The sequence below is a fragment of the Paenibacillus phytohabitans genome, assembly GCF_013141775.1.
Taxonomy (GTDB): Bacteria; Bacillota; Bacilli; order Paenibacillales; family Paenibacillaceae; genus Paenibacillus_AQ; species Paenibacillus_AQ phytohabitans.
In genome coordinates this window covers 22,513-40,765 of record NZ_WHOB01000021.1, presented here as the reverse complement: position 1 = coordinate 40,765, position 18,253 = coordinate 22,513, and the positions used below count along the sequence as shown (strand labels likewise).

The window sequence follows — 18,253 nt, the reverse complement described above, 5'->3', positions numbered from 1 at the left end:
TTAGTGGCAGTTCATTAGTACTAATAACACCTGATCCAGTAGTTATAGTAGGTGTTACTACACCAAGCATAAAAACCATAGTCACTATAAGCAAAACTACTCTCCATTTCCCTCTCATTTTCTATCCTCCCGAACATTTTTTTGTATATTTATTACTATATAGGAATTTTGTTGACTATGGTTTAATCATATTCCAGTTAAATACATATAATATTCCAATTTATCCCTGATTTTCTTTTCTGGAAAGTATAATATATACTAATAAGAATATTTTTTGGATGGGGGCTTTTTTACGTGTCTGCAAAAAATAAAATGGATTTGAAGAACATAGGGGAGAATATACGCATAATTCGTAAATCAAAAAGAATTTCGCAAAAAAAATTGTGCCAGGGAATTTGTTCTCAAGCACAATTAAGTAAAATTGAAAATGGGGAATTAGAACCACAAGCATCAATGTTATATTTTCTTGCTGATAGACTGGGTGTAAATATTAATCATCTATTCAGTTTGGGGCAAACAGATCGTTTTGATTATGTTACTGACCTTTATGAATTAATTGAGGAATATACAAATAACCACGAATACCAAAATCTATATGATCTCATCCGATCAGAGAAAAATAACCCGTTGTTTCAAAATAGTAAATATCAGCGATATCTTTCTTGGCATGAGGGAATATGTATATACTATCTTGATCATAATTTTGAGCACGCCTTAAGTTATATTCAGAATTCAATAAATCAGGAGTTCATGACCGAACAAGATATTCAGATGTTGAATAGCATTGGAGTATTGTACTGCGAGGAATATCGACTAGAGGAAGCCCTTGCGTATTTTGAAAATGGTCTTCAATATTATTATAAACTTCCTGTTCAGTCAAATCATAAAATTTTGGTAAGGATTTTATACAATTACGCAGTAACACTAACACGTCTTCAGCTCTTTGAAAAATCCATAAAAGAATGCCATACAGCTGTAAATGTATGCTTGAAGCATTATTCAACATTTTCATTGGGTGAATTATTCTATCATATCGGCTATAACTATTCTCTTATTAATGAAATTACCAAAGCAAAATCTTATTATGAAAAATCAATTTCTCTTTTCGAAATAACAGATAATCCGATATTTGCTCAACATGCGATTAATAAAATAAGTGAGTTAAATTCAGATATCCATACCAATAAATCTAAGGTCAATTAGGCGTTGCTTTTCCCTCACGGATTAAACCATGTCCCCGCAGATCCGTCAATCCAAGACAACTGGGTTCTGCCGCCATGTCTAGCGTCTTATCCGGAGTGACTCAAAAGCCGAATGAATTTTATTGCAAAAATACTTTTCTGAACAGCTCCTCACTGCTTGCGCTCCTTCCTGCTCGTGTTTTTTCACAAGCTGACTTAACACAAAAATCTTTCTGCATATATAATAATAAAAGCAACTCATCCGAAGACAAGTCACTTTCAAAAGACCATTAGTGATTCAAAATGGTGAAATCCCATCTGTTTGGGATCATTTCCACTAATGGTTCGAGTATAACAAATCTTCCTTAAGCTTTCAGATAATGCGGAGGTTTATCAATTCCAATTTCTTAACTCCGGCTAAGATAAGTGCAAGGTATCTTCGTACTGTGCATCAAAGCTCGGTCGAATGAATAGCATTCGGCAATCTCGCAAGTTGGAATAAATAACATTCAATTATAAAATCTAACAAAGGTGGTGTTTACAATGAAGCTAATACAATACATGCTGCTTGGATCATTCGGCATCGTCACTATCTTATTAGGAATTATCATTATCAAGACGTTACTTAAAAGAGGTTTACCGAGTAATAATTACACTCCATTTGACTACATCACTGCTCATTCGCTTGTTGAGTTTCACGATGAGAAAAAAGAGATAGAAGAAAATGCGGAACACGGTGATGATAAAGACAAAAACATCATTTCGTTATCAAAACGATCTTCTCTTCCCTAATGCGCAATATGCGTCTACTCTTTATTACGTCCATCTGTTCGACCCCATATCCGCCCAGATCCATTATCCTCGCAATTACTAGCCATATAGTTTCATTCATCGTAACTTAATAAAATCGCTTATAATCGTTCGCTTCCTGTTTAAGTCTTTCTATGTATAGTGCCTTTTGTTTTTTAGCTGCACGCTGCGCCCTAGCAGTTTCTTTAATCATATTATTAACTGTAATTCCAAAAATACGGTTACCTATACCCCTCCGGATTATGTAATAACAGCATTATACTTATCCAAATTATAACATCAAGTTTCTAATGTTTTACAGAGGAATCCGACTTTCCACATAGTTCTTTTGGACTATACGCCTTTATTTCGACAAAAAAGAGCCTGTCAAAAGACAGACTCGATACTCTCAACGCTTCGCCTTATAAAACTCATGATACAGCTTCATGAGTGCCCTCTTCTCAATCCGCGACACGTAACTCCGCGAGATCCCCAGATCCTTCGCAATCTCCCGCTGCGTCCGCTCTTCCCCACCTGTATCCAAACCAAATCGCCCTACCACGACTTCCTTCTCGCGTTCATCGAGAATATCCAGGTTACGATATATCTTGCTCTTCTCAATCTTGAGGTCTACTTCCTTAATCACATCATCTGCCTCGGAACCAAGAATATCGATAAGCGTAATCTCGTTCCCTTCCTTGTCTGTCCCAATCGGATCGTGCAGGGACACGTCTTTCCGGGTCTTTTTCAGCGAGCGAAGATGCATCAGGATTTCATTTTCAATACAACGAGCAGCAAATGTCGCAAGTTTCGTCCCCTTGTTTGGCCGATAACTTTCGATTGCTTTGATTAATCCGATAGTACCGATGGAGATAAGATCCTCCATGTCTTCGCCGGTGTTGTCGAATTTTTTGACTATATGGGCAACGAGCCGCAGATTATGCTCAATTAGCAAATTTCGTGCTTTAGCGTCCCCCTCGGCCATCATCCCTAAGTATTTGCTCTCATCCTGCTCCGATAGAGGCTGGGGAAAAGCATTGTTCCTTACGTAAGATACCAGCAGCGTCAGTTCTTTGATCAGCAGCGCAATCGTGCTTATGATTCCAGGCAACTTGGCGACACCTCCCGCACATGTACAATGAAACCGATCTGCAAGCGAGAACTACGGGTTCATGGTCCTTTTATTGTATGTGGGTAGATGCCTAGAAGTGCATGTACGGGTAAAATAGGTACGGGCTCCCTTACATTCTGAGCAGCTCACGGATATCCTCTTCCGACAGCCGTGTGTTCTTATTCTCGCCGGCTTCAATCACTTCTTCTATTAAATCCTTTTTGCGCTGCTGCAGCTCAAGAATTTTCTCCTCTATGGAACCTTCTGTGATCATCCGGATCACCTGAACGACATTTCGCTGTCCCATGCGGTGCGCTCTGCCAATCGCTTGCTCTTCTACTGCCGGATTCCACCACAGGTCATATAAAATAACAGTATCTGCTCCGGTCAGATTGAGGCCCGTTCCGCCTGCCTTGAGCGAGATTAGGAATACTTCTCCTTCTCCTTCATTGAAACGCCTGCACAGCTCCACCCGCTCCCTGGCCGGAGTCGAGCCGTCGAGATAAAAGGGCTCCACACCCGCATCCACCAGGCTCTGCCGGATCAGCTCCAGCATGCTGGAGAACTGCGAGAACACCAGCATTCTTTTTCCCGAATCGCGGCATTCCTGCACAGTTTCCAGCAATTGCGCAAGCTTGCCTGAGCCGCCCGTATAATTCTCGATGAACAATGAAGGATGGCAGCAGATCTGCCGCAGACGGGTGATCCCCGCCAGAATCTTCATCCGGCTCTTTTGGTAGCCTTCGGTTAGCAAATCCTGTTCGGTATCGTCACGTAGCCTGGATAAGTATGCGAGATACACTTGCTTCTGCTCATCCAGCAGTTCTGTGCGCTGCACGGTATCGATGCGGTCCGGCAGCTCCTCCAGCACATCTTTTTTGAGCCGCCGCAAAATAAAAGGAGATACGATACTGGCGATGCGTCCGGCAGGCAGCTCCTTAAAGGTCGAGCGTCCGGCAAACAGCGACGGGAATACTGTACTGAAGATAGCTTCCAGCTCATCCACCGAATTCTCAATCGGTGTTCCAGTCAGGGCGAATTTCCGGCCAGCCATAATAGATTTAACGGCCTGGGCTGTTAGGGAAGCTGAATTCTTGATCGCCTGGGCTTCATCCAGGATTAGCGCATGAAAGTTGGTGCCGGAATACAGGTCAATATCTCTCCGGAGCAGCGGGTACGAAGTAATAATTACATCCGCTTCCTCCATGGCTTTACTCTCCAGCAGTCCGCTGCGCTCCTCCTTCTGCCCTGCCGCTACCAGCACTTTAACCTCTGGAGCAAACTTGGCAAATTCATTCCCCCAGTTATAGGTCAAGGATGCCGGACAGAGAATCAGCACCGGAGCTTTCACCTGCACCTCAGTCTCCAGCTCAGCCAGCTCGGAGCAGATATAAGCGATACTCTGAATGGTTTTACCCAGTCCCATATCATCCGCCAGAATCCCGCCGAATCTGAACTTCGACAAGGTCTTCATCCACTGGAAGCCTCTGACCTGATAGTCACGGAGCACAGGCTTAAGCTCAGCCGGCAGCTCGAACTCCAGACTGTCCGGTTCCCGCAGCTGCTCCAGGAATACCCGGAGAGACTTGCCCCACTTCGTATGCTTGAACCCCTGCCCCCGCTCCGGAAGCTGCAGCGCCTGAACGGAAGGCAAGCGTATCACGGATTGCTTCAGCTCTTTCCGCTTTAGATTCAGCCGCTCGGCCACATTACCGAATTCGCTGAAGCTTTCATCTGCAAGGGACAGAAAGGCCCCGCTGCTAAGCCGGACATATTTCTTTTTCTCCACAATAGCCTGCATGACGCGAACCGTCTCCTGTTCATCCAATCCCTCCAGCTCAAACGAGATATCCAGCCAGTCCAGGCCCTCATTTAAATTCGCTTTGACTTTGGGATAAGATTTACGCGCCAGCACAAGTCCCTGAACAGCCGGGGTAACCAATAGTTCTGCATAGTCTTCCAGCACTGGAATAACCTCATATAGCGCCTCATAAAGAACCGGTTCACTTATTGAAGCCCAGTGCTGCCGCTCCCGCCTGAGTGGAGAATTATCCAGAACCGCAATGATCTTATTTTCCTGCTGAACATTTCTGATCAGGATCTTCTGCTCGCGGACTGCGTCATCAGGTTTCTCTTCCAGCGGGTTGATAATAATCTCCTCATAATGGAATTCCAGCCGAAACGTCAATATGCCATCCGCATAATCCAGATACAGCTTTGCCTGCATGTCCGGTTCCACAATCCGCTCGCTTACTGCCTGCTCCACCCTTACTTTCCCTAGCTTTCTTAAGGCTGGCAGTACCTGCTGAACGACCGATTCGATTTGTCCGGGAGCGATCTCAATATTCTGCGATGCCGCAAACTGCTGTTTTAATAGTGAAAGCATGCTTATAACATCACTGTTCATTGAATATATCTTCCCGTTCATGATCACAGTGGAGTAGTCCGGAAACAGCATCAGATGATCCAGTGCTGAAGCTGACAGAACATAGTCCTGTCTCTTCCCTGGTCCAATCATAAATTCAAGCGGAGGCGCCTCTTCTGCAAGCTCAGCCCGAATTCCCGGATTCTCCGATCCCCCCATAATGACATTCACCTCCGGAAAAAGCAGTTTAAGCTTGTCCCAGGCCAGCGGGGTGACGACAATTGTTTTCCCGTCCTTTAAGGAGTTATTATAATAGCTGGGGAGATCATTTCTATAAATTTTCTCAGTGTTTTTCATTAGAATCAGCAGTTCAAGGAATTTCATATCCGCAGGATTAATGTGCTGGTTTTCAGCATCAAAGGTAAATATACTCTTGAAGTATAACGGCTGACGCTGCTCGAAATGCTCTAGAAACTCGTTTATTTTGGACACTACATACAGACGTTTGATTCCCACACGCATTTCAACGGAGAATCGCGGACTGCTGCTGTAACCATTAACGTTAAGCGTGAACTCAAACTGCAGCGGCTCTGCAAGACCGAATAGCACAGGCTCACTCTCACGGTTAAGAACCGATTTCTGAAAAGAAGAAATAAGGTGCTCCGTCTGGTTGTATTTGGACTTGTTTACGCGTCTGGATGGAGCAGCTTGTGCATCGGCAGGCTCCTTAATCTGCTGCATGTGTATAGCAATAAGTGTTGCCGCTACATGTTTACAGCAGCTATAGTTCTCATAGGCAGGACAAGAACAGGCTGCTTTGAAGGTATCGGTACGGTCATAAATATCAATATTCACCTCATATACTTTCCTTCCCTTCACCTGTGCTTCATAGCTGCTATCGCCCGGGTAAAAGGTAAGGCTGCGGACACACCCCTGTTCATAATAAGACTTCCCCCGGTTATAAAAGTCAGTCCCGCAGAAGTCTCTAATGGCTCTCATAGTAATCTTCATAATAATCACCTTCTCAATATAAAATTCACCTTCATAATATATAGCTAATCACTAGGCATCGCACCCTTCCTGCCATTATCATAACTCCAGGCAACAACTGTGGCGCTGTCCCGGCCTAACTGCTGATGCACATCTGTCAATACATCTTGTACACACTTCTCCAGCTCCTCTTCACCTGCAAAAGCAACATAAAGCCTGCGCGGGTCCTCAAGTACTCTTGCTCCCACCTCCAACAGACCGTCCGTAGTCATCACGATTACGTTATGGCCCTGCCGCAGCTCACGGATTCCGGAAGAATAGCAGGCAACCGGCTGGTCGAAGGGGTTCACGAATCCGATCCATTCATAGTAATTGCGCTGGTTCAAAGCATATTGCCCGCGGGCGGCCAGCTCCGGATGAAGCAGATACAGCGAATTATCTCCTACAGAGAACCACCAGATGTAATTCTCCATACGCACGCTAATCAGACACGCGGTCTCTCCTGTAACCTGTCTGCACTTCCTTATGAAATCCTCCGACTTGAAAATAGACAACAGAAATTCCTCCAGCGCATGAAACGCCTGATGTACCGGCAGCGAGAGAAGCCTGATAATTTCACCTGCTTCACTGTCGATCGTGCGGATCATCAGTTCCGCGCTTTCTGCAGTATTATGGGCATCCAGAAGCATGACAAATTCCCAGCCGCCGCCTGGTTCATTTAATACATAGGCACCATCCTCATTCTTATCAGCACCTGCTGCCGTGTTCCCGCCGTAACGGCCGATCACCGTACTCTTATATGTAACTGTTACCGGATTGTCGAGATGCATCTCGTCACCGCCCGTCCAGCTGAACTTAAATATCTCCTGTTCCATCCTGACTCTCCCCGCCCTTCCTAGCAGATTCTATGTTTATATGATTATACACTTTCTCTATCTAACCCGGTCACGCCAAAAAAGAGACCAGCACCCTGCTGCGTCTCTTCGTAATGTGAACTCTTTTGCTATATACGCTTACTCTCCAGCAACTCTGAACAACGCTGCTCCATGGGGCGGAATGGCTGCAGTCAGTGTATCTTCGAGCAGGCCCGTTTGCTTCCCGGTCCACAGCTCCTTGGCCTTAACCCCGCTGCCCACTCCCAGATCGGCAATAGCTACAGACACTTCCGCCAATAGCTCGCCTGTGTTAAACAAAGCTACGAACCGCTCGCCTTCAGGACCTTCGGCTAGCCACACAACCTGATCGCCATCACGGCTGAGCTGCCGGGCGCCATAACTGTGACGGTGCATATTCAGCACGTCCTGGTTCGTCAGGAGGGACAGTGTCCACTCATCGTTATCGCGCATCTCACCACCGAACATGAGCGGGGAACGGAAGAGGGTCCATAAGGTCATCATCGTTACTTGCTCGTCCTTCGTAAAGTTCGTCCAGCGGTCATGCTGCACACCGCGTATTCCGATACGCCCAAGCGGCAGCATATCGCAATCCGGCCAGCAGCCGGGTTTAGGCCGGCCTTCCCAAGTGGAACAGCGGTCGAACATATCCAGGAGGAGCGGCCAGCGGTCCCAGAAATCATCCGTCATTCTCCATACATTCGCGTGGTTCTCCAAGAAGTCAGCATGCTTCACAGGTGCAGGTCCCGGCGACAGGCTCAGCACAATGCTGCGGCCAGTATAGTCAATGGCTTTGCGGATCAGCTCGATCTCGGCCAGATGGGGGCCGCCATGCAGCCAGGAATCTGCGATATCATCCACCTTGATGTAATCGACATCCCATGAAGCGTACAGCTCGAACAAAGAATTGTAATATTCCTGGGCACCTTCCTTGGAAGCATCTACACCATACATATCCGTGTTCCAGCCGCAGAAGGAACAGGTATGTGCGATATCGCGTGCAGTCACCGCCGTTCCCTTGATGGGTGTATTGTCGTGAACCGCCTGACGGGGAATACCGCGCATAATATGAATTCCGAACTTCAGGCCAAGACTATGTACATAATCAGCTAGCGGCTTAAACCCAAGACCGCCTTCTGCCGAAGGGAAACGGTTCACCGCAGGAATCAGCCGGGAATACGCATCCGTCTCCAGCCGGACAAAAGGACGATACTGGTCTGACACGGCCCCGGGCTCATACCACTGAATATCAACCACAATATATTCCCAGCCATACTCCTTCAGGTTGCGGGCCATGTATTCAGCATTCCCCCGTACCTCTGCCTCCGTCACCGAAGCACCATAGCAATCCCAGCTGTTCCAGCCCATTGGCGGTGTAGGGGCGAATTCCCAATGATTCATAAGTTATGTGACCTCCATTCGTGAATGAATTGTATTTTATTGTGGATACAGAATCATTGTATCGGCTATTCCTGTCTGTTTCCACCGTAAAATCGATTCACAAATAGCACAAAATTGCTGTCCGAGGTCAATCCACCTTCGCCCCGTAGGAACGCATAAACAGAGCAGCCTGTTCCAGATCCATCCGCGCGCCTTTCACATCCAGCGCCTTCAGGTCAACCCCCTCCAGGTTCGCCCCCCGCAGGTCGGCCCCTGCAAGCTTGGCCCGGCTCAGTGATACCCGCTCCAGATTGCAGTCCCTTAGATCCGCCTTCGTCAGGTCGGTATCGGTGAAGTCAGCCTCGAAGAAGCGCACTCCGCGCAGGTCCTGCTTGCTCAGATTGGCATGCCGCAGATTCGTGTACGACCAGTCTCCCCCGTCAATCGTAATGCCGTCCACCTGGGCGCCGGAGAAGTCCGAGCCGGTCATTTTGCAGGCGATAAATTTGGAGACGAAGAGATTCGCGCCGTTAAACTTGCAATTCTCAAAAGCGGATTCGTTATGAATCGAGGAGTTCAGGCTGACACCCTTGAAGTCGCATTCAATGAACCGGCAGTAGCTGGTATCAATCTCCTCCATAGAAGTGTTCATAAACGTGCATTTCTCAAAAGTGCAGCTGATCAGTTCACCATAACGCAAATCCTGCCCGTCAAAATGGACACGGGTAAATTCGCGGTCTTTATATTGATACATGGGTTAACCTCCGGTATATAGTATTTATTGTGTACAAAAAACTTGGCGGCCCTCACCAGAGAACTCCCCGGAAAAGACCGCCGATGCTTATTAAAATTATGTTCCGTCTCTATTATAGAACGCTTTTAGCCTTCCTGGTCAGTCTGGCCCTATCCCTTGTTCTTCGCCTGAGCAGCCTTCCGCCGCGATTTGCTCTTATCATTCTTTAATTGAAGCTTCTCTTCAGCAAGCCTTGCATGCTCTGCCTCCCGCTGCTGTTCCCGCAGGAGCTGATCTGCTGCCCGCTGCGCTGCTTTTAACTGCACTTCCTTGCCGATCTGAGCCTGCAGCACCGGATCAAGAAGGCGCAGATGCTGCTCAAAAGCCTCCGGGTACAAGAAGCTTTTCTCGCCCGTATCTCCGGAGAAATCAATGATAATCCGCTCTTCCACATGACCTACGACAGTTCCCGCTCCATATTTGCTATGCTCAACCTGCATCTGGATTAAGTTCATCTTCTCACCATCTCTTGGTTCAGATATTTGCCCGTATAGCTCTTCTCATGCACCGCAACCTCTTCAGGAGTTCCTGTACAGACGATCTCTCCCCCATCCGCACCGCCCTCCGGGCCGAGATCAATAATGTAATCAGCATTCTTGATCAGCTCCAGATTATGTTCAATGACCACTACGGTGTTGCCGGCATCGGTCAGGGAATGCAGGACATCAATTAACTGGTGTACATCGGCAAAATGCAATCCGGTCGTCGGCTCATCCATCACATATAGCGTGGAGCCGGTAGCCGGCTTAAGCAGCTCTGCCGCCAGCTTCACCCGCTGCGCCTCGCCGCCTGACAAGGTCGTGGAGGATTGGCCCAGCTTGATATAACCGAGGCCAACGATGCAAAGAGCCTCAAGCTTTTTACGGATCTTCGGAATATTGCCAAAGAACTGGACGGCTTCCTGAGCGGTCAAGTCCAGCACATCCGCGATGCTTTTACCTTTATAATGCACCTCAAGCGTCTCCCGGCTGTATCTCCGTCCTCTGCAGATGCTGCACTGCACATACACATCCGGCAGAAAATGCATCTCCACCTTGATCAGTCCGTCCCCCGCACAGGCTTCACACCGGCCGCCCTTGATATTGAAGGAGAACCGCCCCGGGCCGTAGGCACGAACCTTGGCCTCATTCGTCAGCGAGAACAGTGTGCGGATATTATCGAATACCCCGGTATAGGTGGCAGGATTAGAACGCGGAGTACGCCCGATCGGCTTCTGATCGATATTAATAACTTTGTCGAGATGCTCTATCCCGTCAATACTCTGATGTTCCCCGGGAATCGTATGAGCCCGGTTAAGTGTAGAAGCCAGCTTCTTGTACAGGATTTCGTTGACCAGACTGGATTTGCCTGAGCCGGAAACCCCGGTCACACAGGTTAACGTGCCTAAGGGAATAGATACCGTAATCCCCTTCAGATTGTTGGCGGCAGCTCCGGTAATAGTCAGCCGTTTGCCGTTCCCGCTCCGCCGCTCTTCCGGGACGGATATTTGTTTACTGCGGGACAGGTACTGGCCGGTGATCGAGCGGGATTCAGCCAGTATATCTTCAAGGGTACCCTGCGCCACAACCTCTCCGCCGTGTATTCCGGCATTTGGACCTATATCGACAATCCAGTCCGCCTGGCGGATCGTATCTTCATCATGCTCCACTACAATTAGCGTATTGCCGAGGTCGCGCATCTTCTTCAGAGCCAGCAGCAGGCGGTCATTATCCCGTTGATGCAGGCCGATCGACGGCTCGTCAAGAATATAGAGGACACCCATAAGACCGGAACCCAGCTGTGTGGCCAGACGAATGCGCTGACTTTCACCGCCTGATAACGTTCCGGCAGCTCTCGAGAGCGTCAGATAATTTAGTCCGACATTATTCAGGAACTGGAACCGGGCATCAATCTCCTGCAGGATGGTACCGGCAATCTCCACATTCGCAGCAGTCAGGCTAAGCCCGGCAATAAAATCTACCGCAGCCTCCACCGGTAAATGGCAGAACTCTGCAATGCTTTTACCGCCGACCTTCACACCAAGCACAACAGGCGACAGACGGTCACCGTGACAATGGGGGCAAGGCAGAACGGACATGTATTCCTCCAGTTCCTTCTTCATCGCTTCGGATGGAGTTTCCCGGTAACGCCGCTCCAGATTATTGACGATTCCTTCGAAGGCTTCTTTGACATAGTTCCGGAGGGCATCACCGGGATGGTGCACTTCAAGCTTCTCGCCGTTAGTCCCGTACAGCAGCGCGTTCATAGCCTCTGTCGGCAGCTCCTGCAGCGGAGTGTCGAAGTCGAAGCCATATTTTTCACCCAAGGCCTCGTAGTACATTTTGCAAAAAGAGTTGGTCTTCACATTACTCCAGCCGTTCGCGATAATCCCGCCGGATTGGATGGAGCGGTTGGTATCCGGTATGATTTTATCCGGATCCACCTTCAGATGTGAACCCAGACCTGTACAGGCCGGGCAAGCCCCTTCATGGTTATTGAAAGAGAACATGCGGGGGGATAGCTCCGGCAAAGACACTTCACAATGCGGGCAGGCGTAGCTCTGCGAATACGTTACCTCTTCACCGCTGGCACTCTGGTGAATGATCACCAAATCCCCGGACAGGGCAAACGCATGCTCCAGAGAATCGGCCAGCCGCTGAACATCCATGTCTTTCACGATCAGCCGGTCGATAACAATTTCGATGGAGTGCTTTTTATTCTTGTCCAGGGAAATGGGGTCTGTTACATGATGGACCGCACCGTTCACCCGGACACGGACATATCCGCCCAGCTTAGCCTGCTCGAATATATGCTGATGCCCGCCTTTTTTGTTCCGGACCATGGGCGCCAGCACCTCATATTTGGTTCCTTCCGGCAGCCCCGCAATCTGCTCTACAATCTGGTCCACGGATTGCCGCTGAATGATCCGCCCGCAGGACGGGCAATGCGGAGTTCCGATCTTTGACCATAACAAACGTAAATAGTCATAAATCTCTGTTACTGTTCCTACGGTGGAACGCGGATTGCTCGAGGTGGTTTTCTGTTCAATAGCAATGGCTGGCGATAGCCCGTCAATGGCATCCACATCCGGCTTGCCCATCAGTCCCAGGAATTGCCGGGCGTACGATGACAAAGATTCCACATAACGCATCTGTCCTTCGGCGTAGAGCGTATCAAAAGCCAGGCTTGATTTGCCCGAGCCGCTCACTCCGGTGAACACTACTAACTGATTACGCGGAATGTTAAGGCTGATATTCTTCAGGTTATTTTCTCTTGCTCCGCTTACCGTTATATATTGATGCAATAGTAGTCCTCCAGTATTGACCGGAAACCCGGCCATTTCAGTTCATCTGCTGCTCCCAGGCCATTTGATAATAATCACCTATAAATAAATTGTAGCATATGCCTGTCAAGTCTTTTTACCATATAATGTAACTAAGTCGATAATTATTTTCCCCTTCTGTACTTCCCCCTGCTCTGTATGCCAGTACAATCCAGCGCTCGCTTATGAGCAGATAGGATCACAACAAAGTGGCCCCCGGCCGTCATTACGGTCCAGGGGCCACTTTATGTTAGTAGATTGAGTCAACGTTCACTGCCGTCTCTCTCCATGTACTCTATTTTCTCCCGGTTGATCTTGTAAGTCTTTACAGCCTCCAGCGGATTCAAGCTATCGCTAACAAGCAGAAATTCTCTGTCACTATCCCGCAAAAGATGTACCCCGGTTATGATTTCCCCGCCCGTCAGCTTAATACTCACCTTGGAAGCCTTGTAGCGGCTCAGCGCATACCAAGAGTAGAATGGCCGCATGAGCAGTTTGCCGATCACGAAATAGAGAACAACCACGATCAGCAGCAGCGCGTAAACCACCGCCCGGTCCTGCCCGTAGACGAAATAGAGAATATCGAACTGATTCGTCATATTCAGGTTGTAGGTAACAATGAGCTTACCCATCAGCAGCATGCCGAACAGCAGATAGAATAAGACTCCAAGCAGCAGATGAATCAGCAGGATTACGGGGCGGTTAGGCCAGCGCTGCTTATGCATTCCGGAGGTCAGGAAATACGTCACGAGTAGCCCCGCAGCAGTCAGAGAGATTAGCAGTTGATTCCTCATCGGATGAAGTACATACAAGAGTAACCCGTTAATTCCTGCAAAAATGAGAAGTTCAGCCATTATACCTTTAATCCGCTCTCTGCCGCTGATTGCCGGGAGCTGAACAAGAGAGCCACTCTGAAGGAAATCTACGACACACACAATTAACATTAAAATACTAAACCAGGCGACCGTAACGGAGAACGGCACAAGATTCAAATACAGCAACTACTACACCATCCTTATTTTTCCTTAACCATAGCATTCCGGCCGGTCTCCCTGCCGTAACATTCTTCTCCTTCATTATTGTAATAAATGTAATAGATTTCAAACTGAAGAGCTGTAAGAATCAGAAGGAGTTCTGAACACATTTTCACTACTACCGGAGGGTAACCATTTATGCTGTTGCTGGAATCATGCGTTATTGCGTTATTGCTGTCTTTTTCATATAAAATGCTAAAAAAGAGTACAACCGCATCTCGCGCAGCTGACTCTTTTTTTGAATTAACATTTATTTAAGGTCTTGCATGAGCGTTCTTATCTTGGAATAATGACCGCTTACCCGATCGGCCAGGTAATTGTACATTAGCTGATTTTCCGCAAGCTTCGCCATCTCCATATCCAGGTCCACATTATTGCCGTTATTATTCATCGCCGTATAGTCGTTCGTAATCATGCGGTAAGGGATTAAGGGAGCATCAGCATCCTTGATCTGCAGATGTTTGTGATGGGTCTGCTTTATTTCCAGCTCATCCTGAGTGTCATTCTGGATAGCACGCCTGAGTTCCTCCTGGAACTCAACGGTTTTTTTCTTGTAGTTGGGGGTGTCTGCATTGGCTATATTCTCGGCTATCGCTCTGTGCCTTACATTGAGTACATTTAATAGGGATTCGTTAATTTTTGAAGAGCTGCTCTGAATCAAAGTTGAACCTCCTTCTCCGTCCATCAAGCCGTATAGTTTAAATTTTAAATAACACCTTTTTATCTTACAATACCATGACCCAAATATAAAGCAGCGTCCAGCCTGGCACATATTCATTTATGTATAAGAAAAAAAGAGCCACAGCTCATCTACAGAGCCAGCGCCTCTTCCGTAATTCTTTTAATATCAATGGATGACAGTGTTTCTTCATTCACCATATCCGGCAGGATTTCTTCCAGGAAGTAATCCACACATCTCAGCTCAATGTTCTTGATCTTGATCAGGGCATTGCGGTACATCACCACAAATTCCTTCTCTGTGTTCCCTCTTTGCAGCTCGGCAAAAGCTTCATACACCTGATCCATCTTGTCGGCAACTTCCAGAATCAAGCCTTCAATCGACTCGTCCTTGCCCTCGCGCAGCTGATGGTAGAAGATGCTTTTGAACTCATCCGGGATATGCTCCTTGATGAAGTTGTCGATCATGCCCTCCTCGACCTGCTGAATCAGCGACCTTAGCTGGAGTGAGGAGTGCTTCACCGGAGTTTTGATGTCCCCGATAAAAATCTCTCCGTAATCATGGCTGCTCGTAATCTCGTACAGCTTCTTCCAGTCGATCACCGCACCGTGTTTCTCTTCAATATCTGCCAGTGTTTTGGCGTATTGTACGACCTTCCAGGAATGGGCCGCTACGCTGTGCTCCTCGAATTTGAATTTGCCCGGACAGCGGATAATGCGTTCCAGTTCATTCAGTGAGCGAAAATACTTGTGAATTCCCATGAGGCCAGTCCTCCCGTATGTTTATGATAGGCTCCGCTAGAGTACAGTTTAATCCTCCAGTATTAACCCCGAATGAACAACAAGACCTCTTTGTGTAAAAATCCGTGTTTTTCCTGGATTCATCCGTATTTTCCCGGCCTCTCCCCGTCCTATTGCGGTCAGCATCCCCGACTAAGGTCGGGAACAAAGAACAGTCTGCAGGCTGTTTTGCTGCGCGGGATTAATTCGTACAATACATACATAGACAACGCAGTGAACACGCCGCGAACCGGCGATCACCATATAAGAGAGGAAGATTTTCATATGAAAAAATTATACCGTTCCGTAACTGACAGCAAACTTACAGGCTTATGCGGAGGATTGGCACGCTGGCTGAACGTTGACACTACCCTTGTCAGATTGCTCGTAGCCGCCGCTGCCGTATTTAGCTTCGGTACCGTCCTGGTCCTCTATGTCATCGGCAGTGTCATCGTGCCCAAAGAATCCTACGGCGGCTTCACTGACGGTTTCGACTATTAATCACTCGTTCCAGACTACCCAACCCCAACTAAAAAGGAGATCATAACCATGAGTATATTCCAAAGAATCACAACATTAACCAAAGCAGCTATCCACGAGGGACTGAACAAACTGGAAGATCCGATGCTTCTTACCGGACAATATCTGCGGGATCTGGAGGATAAAATCACTGATGCCGAGAGCAAACAGCGTGAATTCAAAGCCGCTGCCAGTGTGCTGGAGCGCCGCATCTATGAATATCAGGTGCTTGCGGAGCGCAGTGAAGCAGAAGCCGTTCAAGCCATGAGCGAAGGCAATGAGCCGGCAGCCCGCGCTGCGGTAATGGCTAAGCTGCGCTATACGGAGAGCGGACAGGAATGCACAGCCGGACTGCAGGAGACTCAGGCCACACTCGCCTCGCTTGAGGTTCAACTGGCGAATGTGAAGGAAGAGCATAAACGCCTCAAAGCCAAAAGAGCAGAGCTGGCGGAACGTGCCCGCAAAGCGGCAGAGATTAAGCAGGCGGCTCAAGCAAGCGCCTCTGGTTCCCCGGCCGGATGCCGCGGCCAGGTATTGAACGCCGGCAGCGCATCCCGCGGCTTCGAACGGATGGAAGATAAGATCGCCATGCAGGAAGCACTGGCCGAGCAATCCGGGCTGACGGCCGCAGCCGCGCCTGACGCTCCGCTGAATAGCGCGGTTGAGGCCGAGCTTGAACGCCTCCGCAACCGCAAATAAGCTGACGGTGTGAAGCCAGCAACAACAATAAGGATGCCTCCCCTTTCATCAGGGAGGCATCCTTGTTGTGCAATGAACTTTGTTCCAAATAGGACTGGACAGGTTAGTCTATGCGAGTATTACAGCAAAGGCTTCGTAAGGCTGTAATTGCAATTGCTTAAAGTCCACATCATCTCTGGAATAGTTGCCGATGATGAATCCGGCCTGACCCAGCTCCGGCAATTCCAGCGTGATTGGCTCCCCGCTGAAGTTGGCCGTCACCAGCCAGGTCTGTCCTTCATAGCGGCGGAAGTACATGAACACTTGATCCGGCACGCCGGTCACCAGTTCGAACTCGCCCCATACAACAATCGGGTTGTTCTTCCGCAGTTCAATCAGCTTACGGTAGCAATGGAACACAGAATCCGGGTCCTTCAGATTCGCCTCCATATTAATTTCCTTATAATTCGGATGTACAGGCAGCCATGGCTCTCCGGCTGTAAATCCTGCGTTACGGGTGGCTTCCCATTGCATCGGGGTCCGGGCGTTATCTCTTCCCTTCGCATTAATGGAATGAATGATAGCTTCCTTGGCATAGCCTTGCCCGATCCGTTCATGATACATATTGATAGCCTCAATATCCTGCGCTTCGCTGATATCCTGAATCGGATAATTAGTCATTCCGAGCTCCTCGCCCTGATAAATGTAAGGCGTGCCCTTCATCAAATGCAGAAGAATGGCGAACATTTTGGCGCTCTGTACACGGTACTGTTTATCATTGCCCCAACGCGATACAATTCTCGGCAAATCATGATTGTTCCAGAATAGACTGTTCCAGCCCTCGTTACCCAGCTCGGTCTGCCATTTCGCCAGCACCTGCTTCAATTCGCTTACATCCAGGGGCTTCAGATCCCACTTCTCTCCCCCGTCCTGCTGATCCAGACCGATGTGCTCGAACTGGAACACCATCGACAGCTCCTTGCGGTCCGGATTGGAGTAGAGCTTGGCTACTTCCGGAGTCGCCCCCCAGGTCTCTCCCACCGTCAGAACATCATGGGCTCCGAAGGTCTCCCGGTTCATCTCCTGCAGATATTCATGAAGCTTCGGACCATTTCCTGTGATCTCCTGATCAGGAATTTTGCCGACCAGATCAATCACGTCCATGCGGAATCCGCCGACGCCCTTATCCAGCCAGAAATTCATCATGTCCCATATCTCTTGACGGACCTTGCTGTTCTCCCAGTTCAGATCCGGCTGTCGGCGGCTGAATAAGTGCAGAAAGTATTGGCCGCTGACTTCGTCAAGCTCCCAGGCCGACCCGCTGAAGGTTGAACGCAGGGCGTTGGGAACGCCGCCGTTGACCGGGTCACGCCAGATATAATAGTCACGGTACGGGTTATCCCTTCCTGTGCGGGCCTCAATGAACCACGGGTGCTCATCCGAGGTATGGTTGACAACCAGATCCATAATAATCCGGATATTGCGCTGCTTGGCCTTCTCGATTAATTCATCCATGTCATTCATGGTTCCGAATTCGGTCATAATATCCTGGTAATCGCTGATATCATAGCCGTTATCGTCATTGGGTGATTTGTATACGGGACTAAGCCAGATTGCGGTAATGCCAAGCTGCTCCAAATAGTCCAGCCTGCTAATAATCCCCCTGAGATCACCTATTCCATCCCCGTCACTGTCTTGAAAGCTTCGGGGATATATCTGATAAATTACAGCGGTCTGCCACCATTTCGTATTGTTCAACCC

Annotated in this window: 15 protein-coding genes; 4 read left to right on the top strand and 11 right to left on the bottom strand. The window is 48.4% G+C overall.

Translation table 11 applies throughout. The annotated features are described in order from the left end of the window. The first annotated feature begins 294 nt into the window (after nt 1-294). Both GC101_RS08515 and GC101_RS08510 read left to right on the top strand, forming a co-directional pair. A complete protein-coding gene (locus GC101_RS08515; RefSeq protein WP_171716870.1) occupies nt 295-1,203 on the top strand; it encodes a helix-turn-helix domain-containing protein in 909 nt (302 codons plus the stop codon). A 521-nt stretch (nt 1,204-1,724) separates the two neighbouring features. Further along, nucleotides 1,725-1,973, top strand: coding sequence for a DUF3951 domain-containing protein (locus tag GC101_RS08510; RefSeq protein ID WP_171716869.1), 249 nt, complete (start codon nt 1,725-1,727; stop codon nt 1,971-1,973). Nucleotides 1,974-2,379: 406 nt separating this feature from the next. Here GC101_RS08510 and sigK read toward each other — a convergent pair whose 3' ends face one another. The 10 genes from sigK to GC101_RS08460 all read right to left on the bottom strand — a co-directional run bounded on the left by sigK (nt 2,380) and on the right by GC101_RS08460 (nt 15,277). Beyond that, on the bottom strand, nt 2,380-3,081 hold the full coding sequence (gene sigK, locus GC101_RS08505; RefSeq protein WP_038587424.1) for an RNA polymerase sporulation sigma factor SigK: 702 nt from the start codon (nt 3,079-3,081) through the stop codon (nt 2,380-2,382). A gap of 130 nt (nt 3,082-3,211) precedes the next feature. Then, on the bottom strand, nt 3,212-6,457 hold the full coding sequence (locus GC101_RS08500; RefSeq protein WP_216626525.1) for a DEAD/DEAH box helicase: 3,246 nt from the start codon (nt 6,455-6,457) through the stop codon (nt 3,212-3,214). 44 nt (nt 6,458-6,501) lie between these two features. Beyond that, nucleotides 6,502-7,311, bottom strand: a complete 810-nt coding sequence (locus GC101_RS08495; RefSeq protein ID WP_246354231.1) for a PP2C family serine/threonine-protein phosphatase — start codon at nt 7,309-7,311, stop codon at nt 6,502-6,504. A 138-nt stretch (nt 7,312-7,449) separates the two neighbouring features. After that, complete coding sequence (locus GC101_RS08490) at nt 7,450-8,730, bottom strand: glycoside hydrolase family 27 protein (protein ID WP_171716868.1); 1,281 nt, start codon at nt 8,728-8,730, stop codon at nt 7,450-7,452. A 127-nt stretch (nt 8,731-8,857) separates the two neighbouring features. Next, on the bottom strand, nt 8,858-9,463 hold the full coding sequence (locus GC101_RS08485) for a pentapeptide repeat-containing protein (protein WP_171716867.1): 606 nt from the start codon (nt 9,461-9,463) through the stop codon (nt 8,858-8,860). Nucleotides 9,464-9,612: 149 nt separating this feature from the next. Continuing rightward, nucleotides 9,613-9,957: a hypothetical protein gene (locus tag GC101_RS08480; protein ID WP_171716866.1), complete on the bottom strand. Its 345-nt coding sequence runs from the start codon at nt 9,955-9,957 to the stop codon at nt 9,613-9,615. Then, nucleotides 9,954-12,821: an excinuclease ABC subunit UvrA gene (gene uvrA / locus GC101_RS08475; RefSeq protein ID WP_216626524.1), complete on the bottom strand. Its 2,868-nt coding sequence runs from the start codon at nt 12,819-12,821 to the stop codon at nt 9,954-9,956. Before uvrA ends, GC101_RS08480 begins: the two co-directional genes overlap by 4 nt. 245 nt (nt 12,822-13,066) lie before the next feature. Next, complete coding sequence (locus GC101_RS08470) at nt 13,067-13,657, bottom strand: hypothetical protein (protein ID WP_171716864.1); 591 nt, start codon at nt 13,655-13,657, stop codon at nt 13,067-13,069. 430 nt (nt 13,658-14,087) lie between these two features. Next, entirely contained in the window at nt 14,088-14,498 is a 411-nt protein-coding gene (gene flgB / locus GC101_RS08465; RefSeq protein WP_171716863.1) for a flagellar basal body rod protein FlgB, read from the bottom strand. A 149-nt stretch (nt 14,499-14,647) separates the two neighbouring features. Continuing rightward, entirely contained in the window at nt 14,648-15,277 is a 630-nt protein-coding gene (locus tag GC101_RS08460) for a YfbR-like 5'-deoxynucleotidase (protein WP_171716862.1), read from the bottom strand. 303 nt (nt 15,278-15,580) lie between these two features. Between GC101_RS08460 and GC101_RS08455 the strand changes: the two genes are divergently transcribed. Then, the gene (locus GC101_RS08455) at nt 15,581-15,796 is read left to right on the top strand and encodes a PspC domain-containing protein (protein ID WP_042211185.1); all 216 of its coding nucleotides are present in this window, start codon (nt 15,581-15,583) and stop codon (nt 15,794-15,796) included. A 48-nt stretch (nt 15,797-15,844) separates the two neighbouring features. Next, nucleotides 15,845-16,513, top strand: a complete 669-nt coding sequence (locus GC101_RS08450) for a PspA/IM30 family protein (protein WP_171716861.1) — start codon at nt 15,845-15,847, stop codon at nt 16,511-16,513. Nucleotides 16,514-16,621: 108 nt separating this feature from the next. Here GC101_RS08450 and GC101_RS08445 read toward each other — a convergent pair whose 3' ends face one another. Beyond that, nucleotides 16,622-18,250 carry a glycoside hydrolase family 13 protein gene (locus GC101_RS08445; protein WP_171716860.1) on the bottom strand — a complete coding sequence of 543 codons (1,629 nt, stop codon included), beginning with the start codon at nt 18,248-18,250 and terminating at the stop codon, nt 16,622-16,624. Nucleotides 18,251-18,253: the final 3 nt, after the last annotated feature.